Raw genomic sequence first — 18,154 nt, forward strand, 5'->3', positions numbered from 1 at the left:
TCGCTTGGGAGGGTAGGCTAACCTAACTGCGTGTTGGTCGACAGTCCTCCCGAACCGCGCGCGGACACTGCCTCCGTGCCCCCGAACCGTCGGGCGATGCTCCGTGTCCTCGGGCTGTTCCTCTCCGCCGCGATCCTGGTGGTCATCGCCCTGGCGAGCATCGCGATCGGGGCGAAGGACCTGTCCCTGGACCAGGTCTGGCACGGCTTGTTCGAGGAATCGGGCACCTACGGTGATGTCGTCGTCGCCGACCGGCTGTCACGGACCCTGCTCGGCGCGCTGGCCGGCGCCGCGCTCGGTCTGGCGGGGGCGGTGCTGCAGGCGCTCACCCGTAATCCGCTCGCCGATCCGGGACTGCTCGGCATCAACGCGGGCGCGTCGGCGGCGGTCGTCACGGCCATCACCTTCTTCGGCGTCACGTCGCTGTCGGGCTATGTGTGGTTCGCGTTCTGCGGGGCGGCCGCGGTCGGGGCCCTGGTGTGGTTCCTCGGCGGCAGCCGGGGCGCGACCCCGGTGCGTCTGGTGCTGGCCGGCACCGCGATCACCGCGGCGCTGTTCGGCTACCTCCAGGCGGTGATGATCCTGGACGAGGCGGCCCTGGGGAGGATGCGCTTCTGGACGGTCGGGTCGCTGTCCTCGGCGAGCGGCCCGGTCATCCGGCAGGTACTGCCGTTCCTGCTGGTCGGGTTCGTGCTGGCGCTGCTGCTCGCCCGGCCGCTGAACGCCATGGCCATGGGCGACGACACCGCCAGGGCCCTCGGCGCCGACCTGAACCGCACGCGGGCGCTGGCCATGCTCGCCGCGACCGTGCTGTGCGGGGCCGCGACGGCCGCCTGCGGACCGATCGTCTTCGTGGGCCTGATGGTGCCGCACGTCGTGCGCTCGTTCACCGGACCCGACCTGCGCTGGATCCTGCCGTACGCGGCGGTCCTGTCGCCGGTGCTGCTGCTCGGCGCCGATGTCCTCGGCCGGGTGCTGGCCCGGCCCGCGGAACTCCAGGTCGGCATCGTCACCGCGATCATCGGCGGCCCGGTCTTCATCTTTCTCGTACGACGGCGGAGGACGGCCCAGCTGTGAAGACCAACCGTGCTGTGCGGACGCCGGGCGGCCTGTCGTTCCGGATGGACGTGCGGGCCCTCGTCGTCGCCGTCCTGCTCCTGCTCGTGGCGCTCACCGCGAGCGTAGTGCTGATCGGCACCGGCGACTTCCCGATACCGGCCGCCGACGTGATCCGGACCCTGCTGGGCGAGGGCGACCCGGGCCAGGAGTTCATCGTCACCGAACTGCGGCTGCCCCGGGTGCTGGTCGGGCTGCTGGTCGGCGTCTCGCTCGGGCTCGGCGGCGCGCTGTTCCAGTCCATCTCCCGCAACCCCCTGGGCAGTCCGGACGTCCTAGGCCTCGGTCAGGGCGCCACGGCCGGTGCGCTCGTGATGATCGTGCTGTTCTCCGGGACCGCCAACCAGGTCGCCGTCGGTGCGCTGATCGGTGGACTGGTGACCGGGTTCGCCATCTATGTGCTCGCCTGGAAGCGGGGCGTGCACGGATACCGGCTGGTCCTGGTCGGTATCGGTGTCTCCGCGATCGTCACCGCGGTCAACGGCTACCTGCTCACCAAGTCCGACATCGTCGACGCGGCCCGTGCGGTGGTGTGGATGACCGGCTCCCTCGACGGCCGTGACTGGGACCAGGTCTGGCCCCTGCTCGCGCTGTGCGTCATCCTCGTACCGCTGGTACTCGCCAACTCCCGCGGGCTCAGGATGATGGAGATGGGCGACGACATCTCGTACGCCCTCGGGGTCCGGGTGGAGCGCGTACGGCTGCTGCTGATGCTGTCCGCCGTACTGCTCACCGCGTCCGCGACCGCCGCCTCCGGGCCGGTCGGCTTCGTGGCGCTCACCGCGCCGCAGCTCGCCCGGCGCCTGACCCGTTCGCCCGGACCCAACCTGGTGGCGTCGATGTGCATGGGCGCCGCCCTGCTGGTGAGCGCCGACTGGATCTCGCAGCGGTCCTTCGGTGCCGAGCAGTTGCCCGTGGGAGTGGTCACCGGGGTGCTCGGCGGCGTCTACCTGCTGTGGCTGCTGGTCACCGAGCGCAAGGCGGGCCGGATATGAGCGCCGGGAGCGCCAGGAACTCCACCACCGCCGGCGGCGGACGGAACAACCGAAGGAGCACCGTGAACCGACTGTCCGCCGAGGACGTCACCCTCGCCTACGACCAGCGTGTCATCGCCGAGCGGTTGTCGGTGGAGATACCGGACAACTCCTTCACCGTGATCGTCGGCCCGAACGCCTGCGGCAAGTCGACGCTCCTGCGGGCGCTGTCGCGCATGCTGAAGCCCACCCGGGGGAGGGTGCTGCTGGACGGCCAGGCCATCCAGTCGATGCCCGCGAAGAAGGTCGCCCGCACCCTCGGACTGCTGCCCCAGTCGTCGATCGCCCCCGACGGGATCACCGTCGCCGACCTGGTGGGCCGGGGCCGGTACCCGCACCAGGGCATCCTGCGCCAGTGGTCGGCCGAGGACGAGCGGGTCGTCCGGGAGTCGATGGCCCGGACCGGCATCGCGGACCTCGGCGAGCGCCATGTCGACGAACTCTCCGGCGGGCAGCGCCAGCGCGTGTGGATCGCCATGGCACTCGCCCAGGAGACCCCACTGCTGCTCCTCGACGAGCCGACGACCTACCTGGACATCCAGCACCAGATCGACGTACTCGACCTGTGCGCGGAACTGCACGAGGAGCAGGGGCGCACCCTCGTCGCCGTTCTGCACGACCTCAACCACGCCGCCCGGTACGCCACCCACCTCATCGCCCTGCGCGCAGGGAAGATCGTCGCGCAGGGCGCGCCGAAGGAGATCGTCACCGCCGAACTGGTCGAGGAGGTCTTCGGGCTGAGCTGCCAGGTCATCGACGACCCCGAGACGGGAACGCCCCTGATCGTTCCGGCGGCCCGCAAGGCGCGTGCCGCGGCCGGAACCGGGCGGACCGCGGACCGGCAGGAGAAGGTGGGCGCTAGAGAAGCTTCCTGAGGTGGAACAGGTCGCGCAGACCCGCCTCCAGTTTCACCCGGCCCGAAGCCCAGGCCCTGGCGAAGTGCAGTTCGCCGTCGACCAGGGCCAGCAGGTCGTTCCCCTTCAAGGCGAGCCTGAGCTGGGCCTTCTCGCGCGGAGGACCCTTGAGGGTGTCGTGCACCTCGATCCGTCCGCCGGTGAGGCGGCCGACGAAGGTCACGTCCAGGTCGGTGATGCGACAGCTGACGGAGCGGTCCATCGCCGCAGCCGCGCGGACGTCGCCCTCGGCGTGCCGCATGTTGTCCGAGAGCCTGGTGAGTGCGGCGCGGCACTCCTCGATCGTGGCCATCGCGGACGACGGTACCCCAGCGGTTCGCGGTAGCGTCGGGGCATGAACGACGCAGTACCCCAGCCGGGGGGCACGCAGCCGCCGCCCCCGCGGGCGGAGCCGGCCGCACCGCCGGTCGAGGACACCACTTCCCGTACCGCGCCCGAGTACGCCCCCGCGGCCCCCGCACCCCTGAACGTGCCCCGCACCCCCACCGGCGACGCCGAGGTGGACGCGCGGCTGGAGCGGCTGGCCGACGCCGACCACCTCACCACGGACGGCCATGTCGAGGTGTACGAAGATGTGCACCGGGGGCTGCGCGACGCGCTCACCGCACTCGACGCCCGCCCGGGGCCGCCGGCTCCCACCTCTCACCGAGGCCCTTCGGGCCACCAGCCCACCCGTCACCCGACCACCACCCCTCACCGAGGCCCTTCGGGCCACCAGTCCAATTCGCCGCACCGACAGGGGAGCTGAACCGAACGTGGCAGGAGTCGCACGCCGCCGTCTCGACGCGGAGCTGGTCCGCCGGAAGCTCGCGCGCTCGCGTGAACACGCCGGCCAGCTGATCGCCGCCGGGCGGGTCAGTGTCGGCAAGACCGTCGCGACCAAGCCCGCCACGCAGGTGGAGACCGCCGCCGCGATCCTCGTCGCCGAGGACGCCGGCGATCCGGACTACGTGTCGCGCGGCGGCCACAAGCTCGCCGGCGCCCTCGAGGCCTTCGTGCCCGGAGGGCTGATCGTCGAGGGACGGCGGGCGCTGGACGCCGGCGCCTCGACCGGGGGCTTCACCGACGTCCTGCTGCGGGCCGGGGCCGCGCACGTGGTCGCCGTGGACGTCGGATACGGACAACTCGCGTGGTCTCTCCGAAACGATGAACGCGTCACCGTCAAGGACCGTACGAACGTGCGGGAGTTGACGCTTGAAGCAATCGATGGGGAGCCAGTGGATCTTGTCGTGGGGGATCTTTCCTTCATCCCGCTCGGGCTGGTCCTGCCCGCCCTGACACGGTGCGCGAGGCCGGACGCCGATCTGGTGATGATGGTCAAGCCGCAGTTCGAGGTGGGCAAGGAGCGGCTGGGCAGCGGCGGAGTCGTACGCAGTCCGCAACTGCGCGCCGACGCCGTACGGGGGGTGGCCGCCAAGGCCTGGGAGCTGGGACTGGGGGCGAAGGGCGTGACGGCGAGCCCGCTGCCCGGACCCTCGGGGAATGTCGAGTACTTTCTGTGGCTGCGGGCCGGAGCTCCGGAACTGGACCCGGCCGACGTTGACCGTGCAGTGGCGGAGGGGCCGCGTTGACACCGAATCGAGTTCGTACCGTTTTCCTGCTCGCCCACACCGGCCGCCCCGCGGCCATCCGCAGCGCGGAACTCGTGGTCAAGGGGCTGCTGCGTTCCGGGCTCGGGGTGCGGGTGCTGGAGACCGAGGCACAGGACCTGCCGCTGCCGGACGAGGTGGAGACCGTCAAGGAGGCCACACCCGAGTGCCTCGACGGCTGCGAACTGCTGATCGTGCTGGGCGGTGACGGCACGCTGCTGCGCGGCGCGGAGTTCGCCCGTGCCTCGGGGGTGCCGATGCTCGGCGTGAACCTCGGCAGCGTCGGATTCCTCGCCGAGGCCGAGCGGGACGACCTCGACAAGGTCGTCGACCGGGTGGTGAGCAAGGCGTACGAGGTCGAGGAGCGGATGACCGTCGACGTCGTCGTGCACCGCAACGGCACCATCGTGCACACGGACTGGGCGCTGAACGAGGCGGCCGTGCAGAAGGTGTCCGCCGAGCGGATGCTGGAGGTCGTGCTGGAGATCGACGGGCGGCCGGTGACCGGATTCGGCTGCGACGGGATCGTGTGCGCCACCCCGACCGGATCCACCGCGTACGCGTTCTCCGCGGGCGGGCCCGTGGTGTGGCCGGAGGTCGAGGCGCTGCTGATGGTGCCGATCAGCGCGCACGCGCTGTTCGCCAAGCCGCTGGTGACCTCGCCGGACTCGGTGCTGGCCGTGGAGGTCCTGCCGCACGTTCCGCCGGGTGTGCTCTGGTGCGACGGGCGGCGGACCCTGGAGCTGCCGCCCGGGGCGCGGGTCGAGGTGCGGCGCGGCGCGGTGCCGGTACGACTGGCCCGACTGCATCACGCCTCGTTCACGGACCGGCTGGTCGCGAAGTTCGCCCTGCCGGTCTCGGGGTGGCGGGGGGCTCCGCAGTAGGGCCTGCCCGGTGGAGCAGGCCGCAGGAAATCGGCGGCGTCCTCATCGGCGCGGGTGCGAGGGGGCGATGAGGGTCCCCTTCCGTTCATGGGGCCCCTTCTGCTCACGGGGGAGAAGCCGGGAGTGCGGGAGCGTCCTGCCGCAAGGCGGAGGAGGGGGTGCCCGCCTCCGCGTCTGCGGCGTGATCCGCCGGACAAGCCCTGAGGCGGTGCGTGGTCGGATCTCCCGGGGAGGGGGTCCCACTCATGGGTGACGGCCTGCCACGATCCCGGACAGGTGGGGGGCGGCGTCGCACAGCGCGAGGAAAACCTCGTAAGGTCTGGGACGTGTTGGAGGAGATGCGGATACGGTCGCTCGGAGTCATCGACGACGCCGTGGTCGAGCTGTCACCAGGCTTCACCGCCGTCACCGGTGAAACGGGCGCGGGCAAGACCATGGTGGTCACCAGCCTCGGGCTGCTGCTGGGCGGAAGGGCGGACGCGGCCCTGGTGCGGATCGGTGCCAGAAACGCGGTCGTCGAGGGACGGATCGCCGTGCCCGAGGACGCCGCGGCCGTCGTGCGCGCGGAGGAGGCCGGGGCCGAGCTCGACGACGGGGCGCTGCTGATCAGCCGTACCGTTTCCGCCGAGGGGCGCTCACGGGCGCACCTGGGCGGGCGGAGCGTGCCCGTGGGGCTGCTCGCCGAACTCGCCGACGACCTGGTGGCCGTGCACGGGCAGACCGACCAGCAGGGGCTGCTGAAGCAGTCCCGGCAGCGGCAGGCGCTCGACCGGTACGCGGGCGACGCGGTCGCCGGTCCGCTCGCCAAGTACACCGGGGCGTACAAGCGGCTGCGGGCCGTCGCCGCGGAACTCGAACAGATCACCACGCGCGCGCGTGAGCGGGCCCAGGAAGCCGACATGCTGCGCTTCGGGCTCGACGAGATCGCCGCTGTGGAGCCACGCGCCGGTGAGGACGTGGAGCTGGCGGAGGAGGCCGAGCGGCTTGGTCACGCCGAGGCCCTGGCGTCCGCCGCGCACGCCGCGCACACCGCCCTCGCCGGCAACCCGGAGGACCCCGAGGGCATCGACGCCGGAACGCTCGTCGCGGGCGCCCAGCGGGCCCTGGAGGCCGTCCGGGCGCACGATCCCGCGCTGGCCGCGCTCACCGACCGGATCGGTGAGGTCGGCATCCTGCTGCGCGACGTGGCCGGGGAGCTCGCCGGGTACGCCGAGGACCTGGACGCCGACCCGCTGCGGCTGGCGGCCGTCGAGGAACGGCGGGCCGGGCTCACCGTGCTGACCCGCAAGTACGGCGAGGACGTCGCCGCCGTGCTGGCCTGGGCCGAACAGAGCGCCGCGCGGCTCACGGAACTGGACGGGGACGACGAGCGGATCGAGGAACTCACCGCCGAGCGGGACGGCCTGCGCGCCGAACTGGGCGGGCTGGCGCAGGCGCTGTCGGAGGCACGGACCGAGGCCGCGGAGCGGTTCGCGGCGGCCGTCACCGCGGAGCTGGCGTCCCTCGCCATGCCGCACGCGCGCGTGTCGTTCGACATCCGGCAGACGGAGGACCCGGACGGCGTCGAGGTCGGCGGGCGCACCGTCGCCCACGGGCCCTCGGGTGTGGACGAGGTCGAGCTGCTGCTGGCCCCGCACCCCGGGGCGCCGCCCCGGCCCATCGCCAAGGGCGCGTCCGGCGGTGAGCTGTCGCGCGTGATGCTGGCCGTGGAGGTCGTGTTCGCCGGGACGGACCCGGTGCCGACGTATCTGTTCGACGAGGTCGACGCCGGTGTCGGCGGCAAGGCGGCCGTCGAGATCGGACGGCGGCTCGCCAAACTGGCGAAGAGCGCGCAGGTCGTGGTCGTCACGCATCTGCCGCAGGTGGCGGCGTTCGCCGACCGGCAGCTGCTGGTGGCGAAGACCGACGACGGGTCGGTCACCCGGTCCGGCGTGAAGGTGCTCGAAGGGGAGGAACGGATCCGGGAACTGTCCCGGATGCTGGCCGGCCAGGAGGACTCCGAAACGGCCCGGGCCCACGCGGAGGAACTCCTGGCGACGGCCCGCGCGGACGGCTAGCCGTCGTACCTCCCGGCGCCTCGGCCGACGGGAGGCACGTCCGCACTCGTACGGGTGAAATTCCTCTCCGGTCCGGTGCAGGCGGGCGCTCCCGTCGTTCCCGCGATCCCCTCGTGTCCTGGCATGCTGGGCGGAGCACGCGTAGGAGACCGTGCGGTACACCCCCTCCGCACGGTCCTTCTGTACGTTCTTCGGGACCATCCGACCCGCACCAGGAGCTCGGCCACGTGACCCCCGTGAGCAGCCACTCACCGCACGGCCAGTCGCCGCTGCGCACCGTGCAGGTGCTGGGCGGCGGCAACGCCGCCACCAGCGCCCATGTGCGCTCACTGGCGGCGGGGCTCGTCGCACGGGGCGTGCGGGTCACGGTGTGCGCCCCCGCCGAGGCGGAGCACACCCACGACTTCACGGGCGCCGGCGCCGGCCATGTGCACGTCCCGCGCAGCAGCGACCCCGGCTCGGTGGCCGCCCTGCGGACGGCCTGCGCGAACGCCGACCTGGTGCACGCGCACGGACTGCACGCCTCCTTCCGGACCGTGCTCGCCCTCAGCGGCCGGCCCACCCCGCTGATCGTCACCTGGCACGACCGGCCGCCCGCCGACGGCGCCCGCGCGCACTTCCTGCGGCTGCTGGAGCGGAGGGTCGCCAAGGCGGCCACCGTGCTGCTCGGAACCACCTCCGCCCTGGTCGACCGGGCCCGCCGGACCGGAGCGCGGGACGCGCGGCTGGCGGCCGTGGCCCTCCCCGTGCCCCGCACGGCCGCGGAGCCGGAGGACCCCGACGGGGCGCGGCTCAAACTGCGTGCCGAACTCGGCGCCGTCGGCCGCCCCTTACTGGTCGCGGCAGGCCCCCTCGAACGGCGCCGTGGCCACCACACCCTGCTGGACGCCACGCACGGGTGGCGCCGTCTCGACCCCGTGCCGCTGCTCGTCGTCGCGGGGGAGGGCCCGCTGCGCGGTGAACTCCAACGGCGGATCACGGACGAGGAGCTGCCGGTCCGGCTCATCGGACGACGCGACGACGCCACCGGGCTGCTCGAGGCCGCGGACCTCGCGCTGCTGCCGAGCCGGGGGGAGGGGCGCTCCGTGCTCGCCCAGCAGGCCCTCCACGCGGGTGTGCCGCTCGTCGCGACCAGGGCCGGCGGCATGCCCGAACTCATCGGCGACGCCGCCGAACTCGTCCCCCACGGCAACGCGCGTGCGCTCGCCGACTCCGTCGTACGGCTGCTGGGGGACCCGCTGCGCCGGGAGGAACTCAGGGCCAAAGGTTCCCGGCAGGCGGCCGGGTGGCCGACGGAGGACGAGGCGGTGGCCCAGGTGCTCAGTGTCTACGACGAGTTGACGCAGTACCGCCCGTTGATCTGACGTCACCCGCCGCGTCAGGGCATGTGCCGCCGTGCCCGCGGGGCCAGGCTCAGGGTCAGGACCGTGTGCGGGTCGTCGAGGTCACGGCCGGCCGGTTGTACAGCGTCTGGCGGTTCAGGCGCGGTTCGCGGGCCGTCTCCGCCTTGCGGCCCGCGGAGGCCGGACAGGTCTCCGAGGTGGGCAGCAACGGCGGCCGCGAGCGGCGGTCGTGGTCCAGGACCGGGCCGATCGCGCGGTCCACGAAAGCCGCCGGGTCCGGCTGGTCGCGCGGCCGCCACATCAGCAGGTCGATGTCCAGGCGGCGGGCGTCGGACCAGGGACGGTCCGGCGGCCCCTGCGCCGCACCCGCGGTCCGGGCCGCGTGCCGCAGACCCGCCGACGCCCGGTCACCGGCCGCCCCGACCACCACTACGGGCAGCCGCGCCCCCGGCGACATCATCCCCGTCCGCTCCGCCCCGGCACGCAGTGCCGGCGCCCCCGGTCCGCGAGCACCGGCCGTTCCGTCTGCGCGCGCAGCCCGAGCAGCAGCGGCACCCACCCCTCCACCGGCCGCACACCCAGCAGCACGGGCCCCCGAGTGAGGCCGGCTTTTCGGCGACCCACGGGCCGGCACCGCCCAGCCGCCGCCCATGCCCCGGACGCCACCCGTGCGCACGGGCGCACGGGCCGTCGGGCGGTTCCTCAGCCCCCGTACGCTCCCGACGCCGTCAGGCGCAGGGCCGTGTCGATGAGGGGGACGTGGCTGAAGGCCTGGGGGAAGTTGCCGACCTGGCGCTGGTTGACCGAGTCCCACTCCTCGGCGAGCAGACCGAGGTCGTTGCGCAGGGCCAGCAGCTTCTCGAACAGCCGGCGGGCCTCGTCCACGCGGCCGATCATCGCCAGGTCGTCGGCCATCCAGAACGAGACGGCGAGGAAGGCGCCCTCGTCCCCCGGCAGCCCGTCGACGCCTTCGTCGACGCCCTCCGTCGGGTAGCGCAGGATGAAGCCGTCCGGGGTGGACAGCTCGCGCTGGATCGCCTCGATGGTGCCGATCACCCGCTTGTCGTCCGGCGGCAGGAAGCCCACCTGCGGAATCAGCAGCAGCGCGGCGTCCAGCTCCTTGGAGCCGTACGACTGCGTGAACGTGTTGCGCTCCTTGTCGTAGCCCTTCTCGCACACGTCCCGGTGGATGTCCTCGCGCAGTTGCCTCCAACGCTCCAGCGGGCCCTCCACCTCACCGGACTCGATGAGCTTGATGGTGCGGTCGACGGCGACCCAGGCCATCACCTTGGAGTGCACGAAGTGGCGACGCGGACCGCGCACTTCCCAGATGCCCTCGTCCGGCTCCGTCCAGTGCTTCTCCAGGTAGGTGATCAGCTTCACCTGGAGCAGGGACGCGTAGTCGTTGCGGGCCAGGCCCGTCATGTGGGCCAGGTGCAGGGCCTCGGTGACCTCGCCGTACACGTCCAGCTGGAGCTGGTGCGCCGCGCCGTTGCCGACCCGGACCGGGGTCGAGTTCTCGTAGCCGGGCAGCCAGTCCAGCTCCGCCTCACCGAGCTCGCGCTCACCGGCGATGCCGTACATGATCTGCAGGTTCTCCGGGTCCCCGGCCACCGCGCGCAGCAGCCACTCGCGCCAGGCGCGGGCCTCCTCGCGGTAGCCGGTGCGCAGCAGCGAGGACAGGGTGATCGCCGCGTCACGCAGCCAGGTGTAGCGGTAGTCCCAGTTGCGGACGCCGCCGATGTCCTCCGGCAGGGAGGTGGTGGGCGCGGCGACGATGCCGCCGGTCGGGGCGTAGGTGAGGGCCTTCAGCGTGATCAGGGAGCGGATCACGGCCTCGCGGTAGGGGCCGTGGTACGTACAGTGCTCCACCCACTCCCGCCAGAACTCCTCGGTCGCCTCCAGCGACTGCTCCGGCTCCGGCAGCGGCGGCGGCTCCTTGTGCGAGGGCTGCCACGAGAGCGTGAAGGTGATCCGATCGCCCGGCGCCACCGTGAAGTCCGAGTACGTCGTCAGCGACTCCCCGTACGTCTTGGCGGGTGTGTCGAACCACACCGAGTCCGGGCCCGCGACGGCGACCGTGCGTCCCTCGTGCCGGTGCACCCACGGCACCACCCGGCCGTAGGAGAAGCGCATCCGGAGCGCCGAACGCATCGGCACCCGGCCCGAGACGCCCTCCACGATGCGGATGAGCTGCGGGGCGCCGTCGCGCGGGGGCATGAAATCGATCACCCGGACCGTGCCGTGCCCGGTGTCCCACTCCGACTCCAGGACCAGCGAGTCACCGCGGTAGCTGCGCCGGGTCGCGGCCTGCGGCGGGGCGTCGGAGGCGTGCGCCGGGCCGATCCGCCAGAAGCCGTGTTCTTCGGTGCCCAGTAGGCCGGCGAAGATGGCGTGCGAGTCGAAGCGGGGCAGGCACAGCCAGTCGACTGTGCCGTCCCGGCAGACCAGGGCGGCGGTCTGCATGTCTCCGATGAGTGCGTAGTCTTCGATGCGCCCGGCCACGTGCAACTCCAGTCGAACGGCCACGTCACCCCACGAGGGGGCTGTCGCTAGTGCGGTCAAGGGGACAGTGAATGGTGCATGACGTCATACGTCGTTGAGCGACGAAGCAAAGCAGTCGCTCAGCCATGAATGCAAAGCGCCGATTGTTCAGTCAACGAACTGACGAGCTTTCGTTGTTCCGGTGTGACGGGCTGGGGTGGTGCCGTCCGGCCGGCCGGGCTCGACAGTGGGGTGTCCGAGCAGGATACGACGCACGTGGAGGGTCTGTGTGCCGCTCCGGACAACGCACCACCGCCGAACGGGTGAGCAGCGGGTGATGGGCCCGTGAGAGGTGACGAACCCGTGCCGGAGCGTGCGCGGAGCGTGGCCGGACGGCACCACCCCGCGTCGCTGATACGCTGGTAGCCCGTGGACCGGTGGGCCCCTTCCCCGGAGGGGAAATCCGAACAGGGCACCCCCGAACCGCAGCGACGGCACCGTCGGAGCTCTCCGGCAGGCAGCCGCCCCGCACCCTCCAGACCGCGACCACGGGAGCCCCCTCTTGGCCATGCCAAAATCCACGACGACCAAGCACATCTTCGTCACCGGGGGTGTCGCTTCCTCTCTCGGCAAGGGGCTGACCGCCTCCAGCCTCGGCATGCTGCTCAAGGCCCGCGGTCTGCGCGTCGTGATGCAGAAGCTCGACCCGTACCTCAACGTCGACCCCGGCACGATGAACCCCTTCCAGCACGGTGAGGTGTTCGTCACCAACGACGGCGCCGAGACCGACCTGGACATCGGGCACTACGAGCGTTTCCTCGACCGTGACCTGGACGGCTCCGCCAATGTCACCACGGGCCAGGTCTACTCGACGGTGATCGCCAAGGAGCGGCGCGGCGAGTACCTGGGCGACACCGTGCAGGTCATCCCGCACATCACCAACGAGATCAAGCACCGCATCCGCCGGATGGCGACGGACGAGGTCGACGTCGTGATCACCGAGGTCGGCGGCACGGTCGGCGACATCGAGTCGCTGCCGTTCCTGGAGACCGTCCGCCAGGTGCGGCACGAGGTCGGCCGCGACAACGTGTTCGTCGTCCACATCTCGCTCCTGCCGTACATCGGCCCCTCGGGCGAGCTGAAGACGAAGCCGACCCAGCACTCGGTCGCCGCGCTGCGCAACATCGGTATCCAGCCGGACGCGATCGTGCTGCGCTGCGACCGCGAGGTGCCGACCGCGATCAAGCGGAAGATCTCGCTGATGTGCGACGTCGACGAGGCCGCCGTGGTCGCCTGCCCCGACGCCCGTTCGATCTACGACATCCCGAAGGTCGTGCACACCGAGGGCCTGGACGCCTACGTCGTGCGCAAGCTGGACCTGCCGTTCCGGGACGTGGACTGGACGACCTGGGACGACCTGCTCGACCGGGTCCACAACCCCGACCACGAGATCGTCATGGCCCTGGTCGGCAAGTACATCGACCTGCCCGACGCCTACCTGTCGGTCACCGAGGCGCTGCGCGCGGGCGGCTTCGCCAACAAGGCCCGGGTGAAGATCAAGTGGGTCACCTCCGACGACTGCAAGACCCCGGCCGGCGCCCAGGCGCAACTCGGTGACGTCGACGCGGTCTGCATCCCCGGAGGCTTCGGGGACCGCGGTGTGCTCGGCAAGGTCGGCGCGATCCGCTACGCGCGCGAGAACCGGATTCCGCTGCTCGGTCTCTGCCTGGGCCTGCAGTGCATCGTGATCGAGGCGGCCCGCAACCTCGCGGACGTCTCCGACGCCAACTCCACCGAGTTCGACCCGGCCACCTCCCACCCGGTCATCTCCACCATGGCCGAGCAGCTCGACATCGTCGCCGGTGAGGGCGATCTGGGCGGCACGATGCGGCTCGGCATGTACCCGGCGAAGCTGGCCGAGGGCTCGATCGTGCGCGAGGTGTACGACGGCAAGGAGTACGTCGAGGAGCGCCACCGGCACCGCTACGAGGTGAACAACGCCTACCGCGCGGAGCTGGAGAAGAAGGCGGGGATCGTCTTCTCCGGCACCTCCCCGGACGGCAAGCTCGTCGAGTACGTCGAATACCCGCGCGAGGTCCACCCGTACCTGGTCGCGACCCAGGCACACCCGGAACTGCGGTCGCGTCCGACGCGTCCGCACCCCCTGTTCGCGGGTCTGGTCAAGGCCGCCGTCGAGCGGAAGATCTCGAAGTAACACACCGGTTGTACGGTTGCCGGGGTGCCCACCCTCAGAGGGTGGGCACCCCGGCTGCTTTTCACACCCACCGCAATCGCACGACCCCTGTACGTCGGGAAGGACGGGCATGACGATCAAGGACACCCCGGCGGAGTGGGAGGTCCGGGAGACCCGGACCCCCTTCGTCGGCAACAAGACCTCCGTCCGCACCGACGACGTGGTCATGCCCGACGGGACCGTGGCCCATCGCGACTACCAGGTCCACCCGGGCTCCGTGGCCGTCCTCGCCCTCGACGACGCCGACCGTGTCCTGGTCCTGCGCCAGTACCGCCACCCCGTGCGCCACAAGCTGTGGGAGATCCCGGCCGGTCTGCTCGACGTACCCGGCGAGAACCCGCTGCGCGCCGCCCAGCGGGAGCTCTACGAGGAGGCGCACGTCAAGGCCGAGGACTGGCGGGTGCTGACCGACGTCTACACCACCCCCGGCGGCTGCGACGAGGCCGTACGGATCTTCCTGGCCCGCGGGCTGTCCGAGGCCGAGGGCGACCGTTTCGAGGTCGAGGACGAAGAGGCCGACATGGAACTGGCCCGGGTGCCCGCCGCGGACCTGGTCCGCAAGGTGCTGGCCGGTGAACTGCACAACAACTGCCTGGTGGTGGGCGTCCTCTCGCTCGTCGCCGCACGGAGCGGGGACGGGCTCGACGCGCTGCGCCCCGCCGAGGCGCCGTGGCCGGCGCGCCCGTTCGAGGCCTGAGCGGCCCCGGCGAGGCCTGACCCGCCCGGCCCCTTGCGATGTGACCATCGGCTGATCCGATCGGGGGACGCATTCGCCGCGCTCCACACGGAACGTAGCAGAGCGTGAACTAGGCTCTGGAAAACGCCCGATCCGGAGTCCCGGCGGGCTTGCGCGTGCGGTGGGACGGGAGTGTGGCCCGTGACGGATCAGGCGGTGGACACGGACGGTGCACGGCTCTCCCAGGGCGTTACCGCGGGTGACCGGTTCCTGGGCCGTACCAGGGAGCTGAAGGAACTGCGCGCCGACATCGAGCGCGCGGGACTGGACACCCTCTCCGGCCGCAAGGCTCCCCGCGCGCGCGTGCTGCTCATCGCCGGTCGGCCGGGCTCGGGCCGCACGGCTCTCGGCGAGGAACTCGTCCGCCAGGTCGCCGACCGGTACCCCGACGGAGTGCTGCGCGCCCGGCTGCGCGAAACCGACGGCACGCGCGTGCCGGTCGAGCGCTCCGCGCGCGAACTGCTCGACGCGCTCGACGTGCCCGCCCCGGCCGGCGCCGCCGAGGACGATCTCGTCGAGGCGCTGCGGACCGCCCTCGACGGCCGCCGGACGCTGCTCCTGCTGGACGACGCGGCCGACGCCGAGCAGGTCGACGCCCTGCTGCCGGACAACCCCGACTGCCTGGTGGTCGCCGTCTCGGAGGGGCCGCTGACCGGCATCTCCGACGTCCGCCCGTGCACCCTCGGCGGTCTCGACACCAAGTCCGCCGTGGAACTGCTGTCCCGGTCCACCGGCTCGGTCCGCATCACCGTCGACCCCCGGGCCGCTGAGAGCCTGGCCGAGCAGTGCCAGGGGCAGCCGGCCGCCCTGGTCCTGGCCGGCGGCTGGCTCGCCGCCCGGCCCCAGGCCGCCGTCGCCGACCTCGCCCGGCAGCTGCACGCCGACCCCGACAACGGCACCGTCGGCAGCGCGGGCACCGCGGTCGGCCGGGTCCTCCACCTCGTGCACGCCGAACTGCCCGCGCCCGCCGCCCGGACCCTGCGCCTGCTGAGCCTGGCCCCGGCCGGCCTGGTCGACCCGCACACCGCCTCCGCGCTCGCCGGCTGCTCGGTGGGCAGCGCACGCTCCACCCTGGACGGCTTCGTCTCCGTGGGCCTGCTGCACCCGGCGGGATCGTCGCTGCCGCAGTACGAGGTGCCCCGCTGCCTGCACCCCCTGCTGCGCGCTCTCGCCGAGACCCACGAACGGCCCGGGGAGCTCCAGCTGGCCCGCGCCCGCATGCTGGAGCGGACCGTGCGGCTGCTCCAGTCGTGCAGGGCCATCACCGAGACCGACAGCCCCCGGGCACGCGAGAGACTGCTCGGGATGCCGCGCTCCCTGCGCTTCGCCACCCCCCGGGCCGCCGCCGACTGGCTGCGGGCCCGCCGGCCCGCCCTGCTGGCCTCGGCCCGGCTCGCGGTCGCCGACGGGACGCTGGACACCCTGGCCCGCCGCCTGATGTCGCAGCTGGTGCGTGCCATGGTGGCCCACTTCGGCACCCAGGCCGCCGCGAGCGACCTGTACGGCATCCACCACCTGGTCCTCGACGTGGCCGAGCGCCGGGAACTGCCCCGCGAGAAGGCCGCGGCCCTGCTGAACCTCGGCGACCTCGACGCCCGGACCGGCCGCACGGCCGACGCGCTGGCGCGCTACCGGGCCGCGCTGGACGCCGGACGCGCGGCGAACGACCCGTACGCGACCGGCCGCGCGATGGAATCCGTGGGAGGCGCCCATCTGGAGCTCGGGGACTTCGACCGGGCCGCCGACTGGTTCGGGCGGGCCCTCGCCGAGCGGCTCGCCCGGGACGAGCGCGCGGACGCCGCCCGCCTCTACGGCAGGATCGCCGCCGCCCACACCTACGTCGGCCGCTACGGCGAGGCGCTGCGGAACTGGCGGGCGGCGGTCGCCGGGTACCGCAAGAGCGGCGAGGTGACCGCCCAGGCGCGGGCGCTGAGCGAACTGGCCCGGGTCCAGGAGTACGCGGGCCGGCCCGAGGATTCGCTGCGCACCTGCCGGGAGGCGGTGGAGTGGGCCCGGCGGGCCGAGGACACCCGGCTGCAGGCGGCGCTGCACCTGCGGCTCGCCGACACCTTCGAGCACCTCGGCGACCCCGCGTCGGCCGCGCTGCACCGGGAGACGGCCGAGGGGATGCTGCGGGAGGAGGCCGAGGCGTCCCGGGCATCCGGCATCGACCCGGAACAACCGGGACGACCAGGACAACCGGAACAAGGGGGCGACGCCTGCGAAAGTCGTGCCGCTCCTGCGGAAGGCTGATGCTTTGCGAGGTTGGGCGGCGGCACAGCCTTCGTCGAGATGGTGCCGCGGTGCTGTCTCCAGCGGTCTCCCGGTGCGCGCGCGGGTGCCGGGTACGGGTAGTGATACTTCATATCTGCGCATCACTCTGCTAACCGAGGACCGTGATCGATGTGAAGGTCGGCATCCCCCGCGAGGTCAAGAACAACGAGTTCCGGGTGGCCATCACCCCCGCCGGCGTGCACGAACTGGTGCGCCACGGTCACCAGGTCGTCATCGAGCGCGGCGCAGGCGTCGGCTCCTCGATCCCGGACGGTGAGTACATCGCCGCGGGAGGGCAGATACTGGACACCGCCGACGAGGTCTGGGCCGCCGCCGACCTGCTGCTGAAGGTCAAGGAGCCGGTCGCCGCGGAGTACCACCGGCTGCGCAAGGGCCAGACGCTCTTCACCTACCTGCACCTGGCCGCCTCCAGGGAGTGCACGGACGCGCTGCTGGCGTCCGGCACCACCGCGATCGCCTACGAGACCGTCGAGCTGCCCGGCCGCGTGCTGCCGCTGCTCGCGCCCATGTCCGAGGTCGCGGGTCGGCTGTCCGCCCAGGTCGGCGCCTACCACCTGATGCGGGCCGAGGGCGGCCGCGGCGTGCTGCCCGGCGGTGTCCCCGGGGTGCAGGCCGCCCGGGCCGTCGTCATCGGCGGAGGGGTCTCCGGCTGGAGCGCCGCGCAGATCGCCGTCGGCATGGGGTTCCACGTGACCCTGCTGGACAAGGACATCAACAAGCTCCGTGAGGCCGACCGGGCCTTCGGTGCGAGGATCCAGACCGTCGTCTCCAACGCCTTCCAGCTGGAGAAGGCCTGCCTGGAGGCCGATCTGGTGATCGGCGCGGTGCTGATCCCCGGCGCCAGGGCGCCGAAGCTGGTCACCAACGACCTCGTCTCACGGATGAAGACCGGGAGTGTCCTTGTCGACATCGCGATCGACCAGGGCGGCTGCTTCGAGGACTCCCGCCCGACCACACACGCCGAGCCGACGTTCACGGTCCACGAATCGGTCTTCTACTGCGTCGCCAACATGCCCGGAGCGGTGCCCAACACCTCCACCTACGCCCTCACCAACGCCACGCTGCCCTACGTCGTCGAACTCGCCGACCGCGGCTGGGTGGAGGCGCTGCGCCACGACTCCGCGCTCGCCAGGGGCCTCAACACGCATGACGGCAAGGTCGTGTACCGGGAGGTCGCCGAAGCCCACGGCCTGGACCACGTGGAAGTCGCCGCGCTGCTCGACTGAACCCGGGGGAGGCGGGGAAGGTGACCTCCGGGCGCCAAGTCGACCAAGTCACCGACCCGCAAAGGCGATACGTCAACCAGTTTCATCAACGCGGCCGACTCGGCCCGGCCTTGCCCGACAGGTCCGGCGAGATGTGTGTATGGTCACTTCACGGATCCAGGACAACTCACCTCGAACGTAACGCTTCCACCGATTCGCACACCGGTGGAACCTGCTGTGCGA

Annotated in this window: 14 protein-coding genes and 1 pseudogene; 12 read left to right on the plus strand and 3 right to left on the minus strand. The window is 72.2% G+C overall.

The window, feature by feature from the left end; all coding sequences use genetic code 11:
• The first annotated feature begins 30 nt into the window (after positions 1–30).
• From PYS65_RS28545 to PYS65_RS28555, 3 genes are read left to right on the plus strand one after another with little or no spacing between them, the layout of a single operon-like run.
• The gene (locus tag PYS65_RS28545) at positions 31–1,077 is read left to right on the plus strand and encodes a FecCD family ABC transporter permease (RefSeq protein WP_279336815.1); all 1,047 of its coding nucleotides are present in this window, start codon (positions 31–33) and stop codon (positions 1,075–1,077) included.
• Entirely contained in the window at positions 1,074–2,111 is a 1,038-nt protein-coding gene (locus tag PYS65_RS28550) for a FecCD family ABC transporter permease (protein ID WP_279336816.1), read from the plus strand. Before PYS65_RS28545 ends, PYS65_RS28550 begins: the two co-directional genes overlap by 4 nt.
• The gene (locus PYS65_RS28555; protein ID WP_279336817.1) at positions 2,108–3,025 is read left to right on the plus strand and encodes an ABC transporter ATP-binding protein; all 918 of its coding nucleotides are present in this window, start codon (positions 2,108–2,110) and stop codon (positions 3,023–3,025) included. Before PYS65_RS28550 ends, PYS65_RS28555 begins: the two co-directional genes overlap by 4 nt.
• On the opposite strand, the gene PYS65_RS28560 is transcribed toward PYS65_RS28555, so the two are convergent.
• The gene (locus PYS65_RS28560; protein ID WP_279336818.1) at positions 3,009–3,356 is read right to left on the minus strand and encodes an SCP2 sterol-binding domain-containing protein; all 348 of its coding nucleotides are present in this window, start codon (positions 3,354–3,356) and stop codon (positions 3,009–3,011) included. The two genes, PYS65_RS28555 and PYS65_RS28560, sit on opposite strands and share 17 nt — an antisense overlap.
• Before the next feature lie 42 nt (positions 3,357–3,398).
• On the opposite strand from PYS65_RS28560, the gene PYS65_RS28565 reads away from it, so the two are divergent.
• From PYS65_RS28565 to PYS65_RS28585, 5 genes are all read left to right on the plus strand, one after another.
• Entirely contained in the window at positions 3,399–3,812 is a 414-nt protein-coding gene (locus PYS65_RS28565) for a hypothetical protein (protein ID WP_279336819.1), read from the plus strand.
• A gap of 7 nt (positions 3,813–3,819) precedes the next feature.
• Positions 3,820–4,635 (plus strand): TlyA family RNA methyltransferase, encoded by an 816-nt coding sequence (locus tag PYS65_RS28570; RefSeq protein ID WP_279336820.1) that lies wholly within the window; start codon positions 3,820–3,822, stop codon positions 4,633–4,635.
• Positions 4,632–5,537, plus strand: coding sequence for an NAD kinase (locus PYS65_RS28575; protein WP_279336821.1), 906 nt, complete (start codon positions 4,632–4,634; stop codon positions 5,535–5,537). Before PYS65_RS28570 ends, PYS65_RS28575 begins: the two co-directional genes overlap by 4 nt.
• A 338-nt stretch (positions 5,538–5,875) precedes the next feature.
• Positions 5,876–7,594: a DNA repair protein RecN gene (gene recN / locus PYS65_RS28580; RefSeq protein ID WP_279338106.1), complete on the plus strand. Its 1,719-nt coding sequence runs from the start codon at positions 5,876–5,878 to the stop codon at positions 7,592–7,594.
• Positions 7,595–7,821: 227 nt separating this feature from the next.
• The gene (locus PYS65_RS28585) at positions 7,822–8,958 is read left to right on the plus strand and encodes a glycosyltransferase family 4 protein (protein ID WP_279336822.1); all 1,137 of its coding nucleotides are present in this window, start codon (positions 7,822–7,824) and stop codon (positions 8,956–8,958) included.
• 14 nt (positions 8,959–8,972) lie between these two features.
• Here PYS65_RS28585 and PYS65_RS28590 read toward each other — a convergent pair.
• Both PYS65_RS28590 and PYS65_RS28595 read right to left on the minus strand, forming a co-directional pair.
• Positions 8,973–9,586 (minus strand): annotated as a pseudogene (locus tag PYS65_RS28590) (CdaR family protein); the annotation flags it as partial.
• A gap of 53 nt (positions 9,587–9,639) precedes the next feature.
• The gene (locus PYS65_RS28595) at positions 9,640–11,442 is read right to left on the minus strand and encodes a glycoside hydrolase family 15 protein (protein WP_279336823.1); all 1,803 of its coding nucleotides are present in this window, start codon (positions 11,440–11,442) and stop codon (positions 9,640–9,642) included.
• Positions 11,443–11,989: 547 nt separating this feature from the next.
• Here PYS65_RS28595 and PYS65_RS28600 point away from each other — a divergent pair.
• From PYS65_RS28600 to ald, 4 genes are all read left to right on the plus strand, one after another.
• Positions 11,990–13,636 (plus strand): CTP synthase, encoded by a 1,647-nt coding sequence (locus PYS65_RS28600; protein WP_279336824.1) that lies wholly within the window; start codon positions 11,990–11,992, stop codon positions 13,634–13,636.
• Between the two features lie 109 nt (positions 13,637–13,745).
• The gene (locus PYS65_RS28605; RefSeq protein WP_279336825.1) at positions 13,746–14,372 is read left to right on the plus strand and encodes an NUDIX domain-containing protein; all 627 of its coding nucleotides are present in this window, start codon (positions 13,746–13,748) and stop codon (positions 14,370–14,372) included.
• Between the two features lie 180 nt (positions 14,373–14,552).
• Positions 14,553–16,664 (plus strand): tetratricopeptide repeat protein, encoded by a 2,112-nt coding sequence (locus tag PYS65_RS28610; RefSeq protein WP_279336826.1) that lies wholly within the window; start codon positions 14,553–14,555, stop codon positions 16,662–16,664.
• Between the two features lie 143 nt (positions 16,665–16,807).
• A complete protein-coding gene (ald, locus tag PYS65_RS28615) occupies positions 16,808–17,932 on the plus strand; it encodes an alanine dehydrogenase (RefSeq protein WP_279336827.1) in 1,125 nt (374 codons plus the stop codon).
• Positions 17,933–18,154 lie beyond the last annotated feature (222 nt).

The sequence above is a fragment of the Streptomyces cathayae genome, assembly GCF_029760955.1.
In the GTDB taxonomy this organism is placed as follows: Bacteria; Actinomycetota; Actinomycetes; order Streptomycetales; family Streptomycetaceae; genus Streptomyces; species Streptomyces cathayae.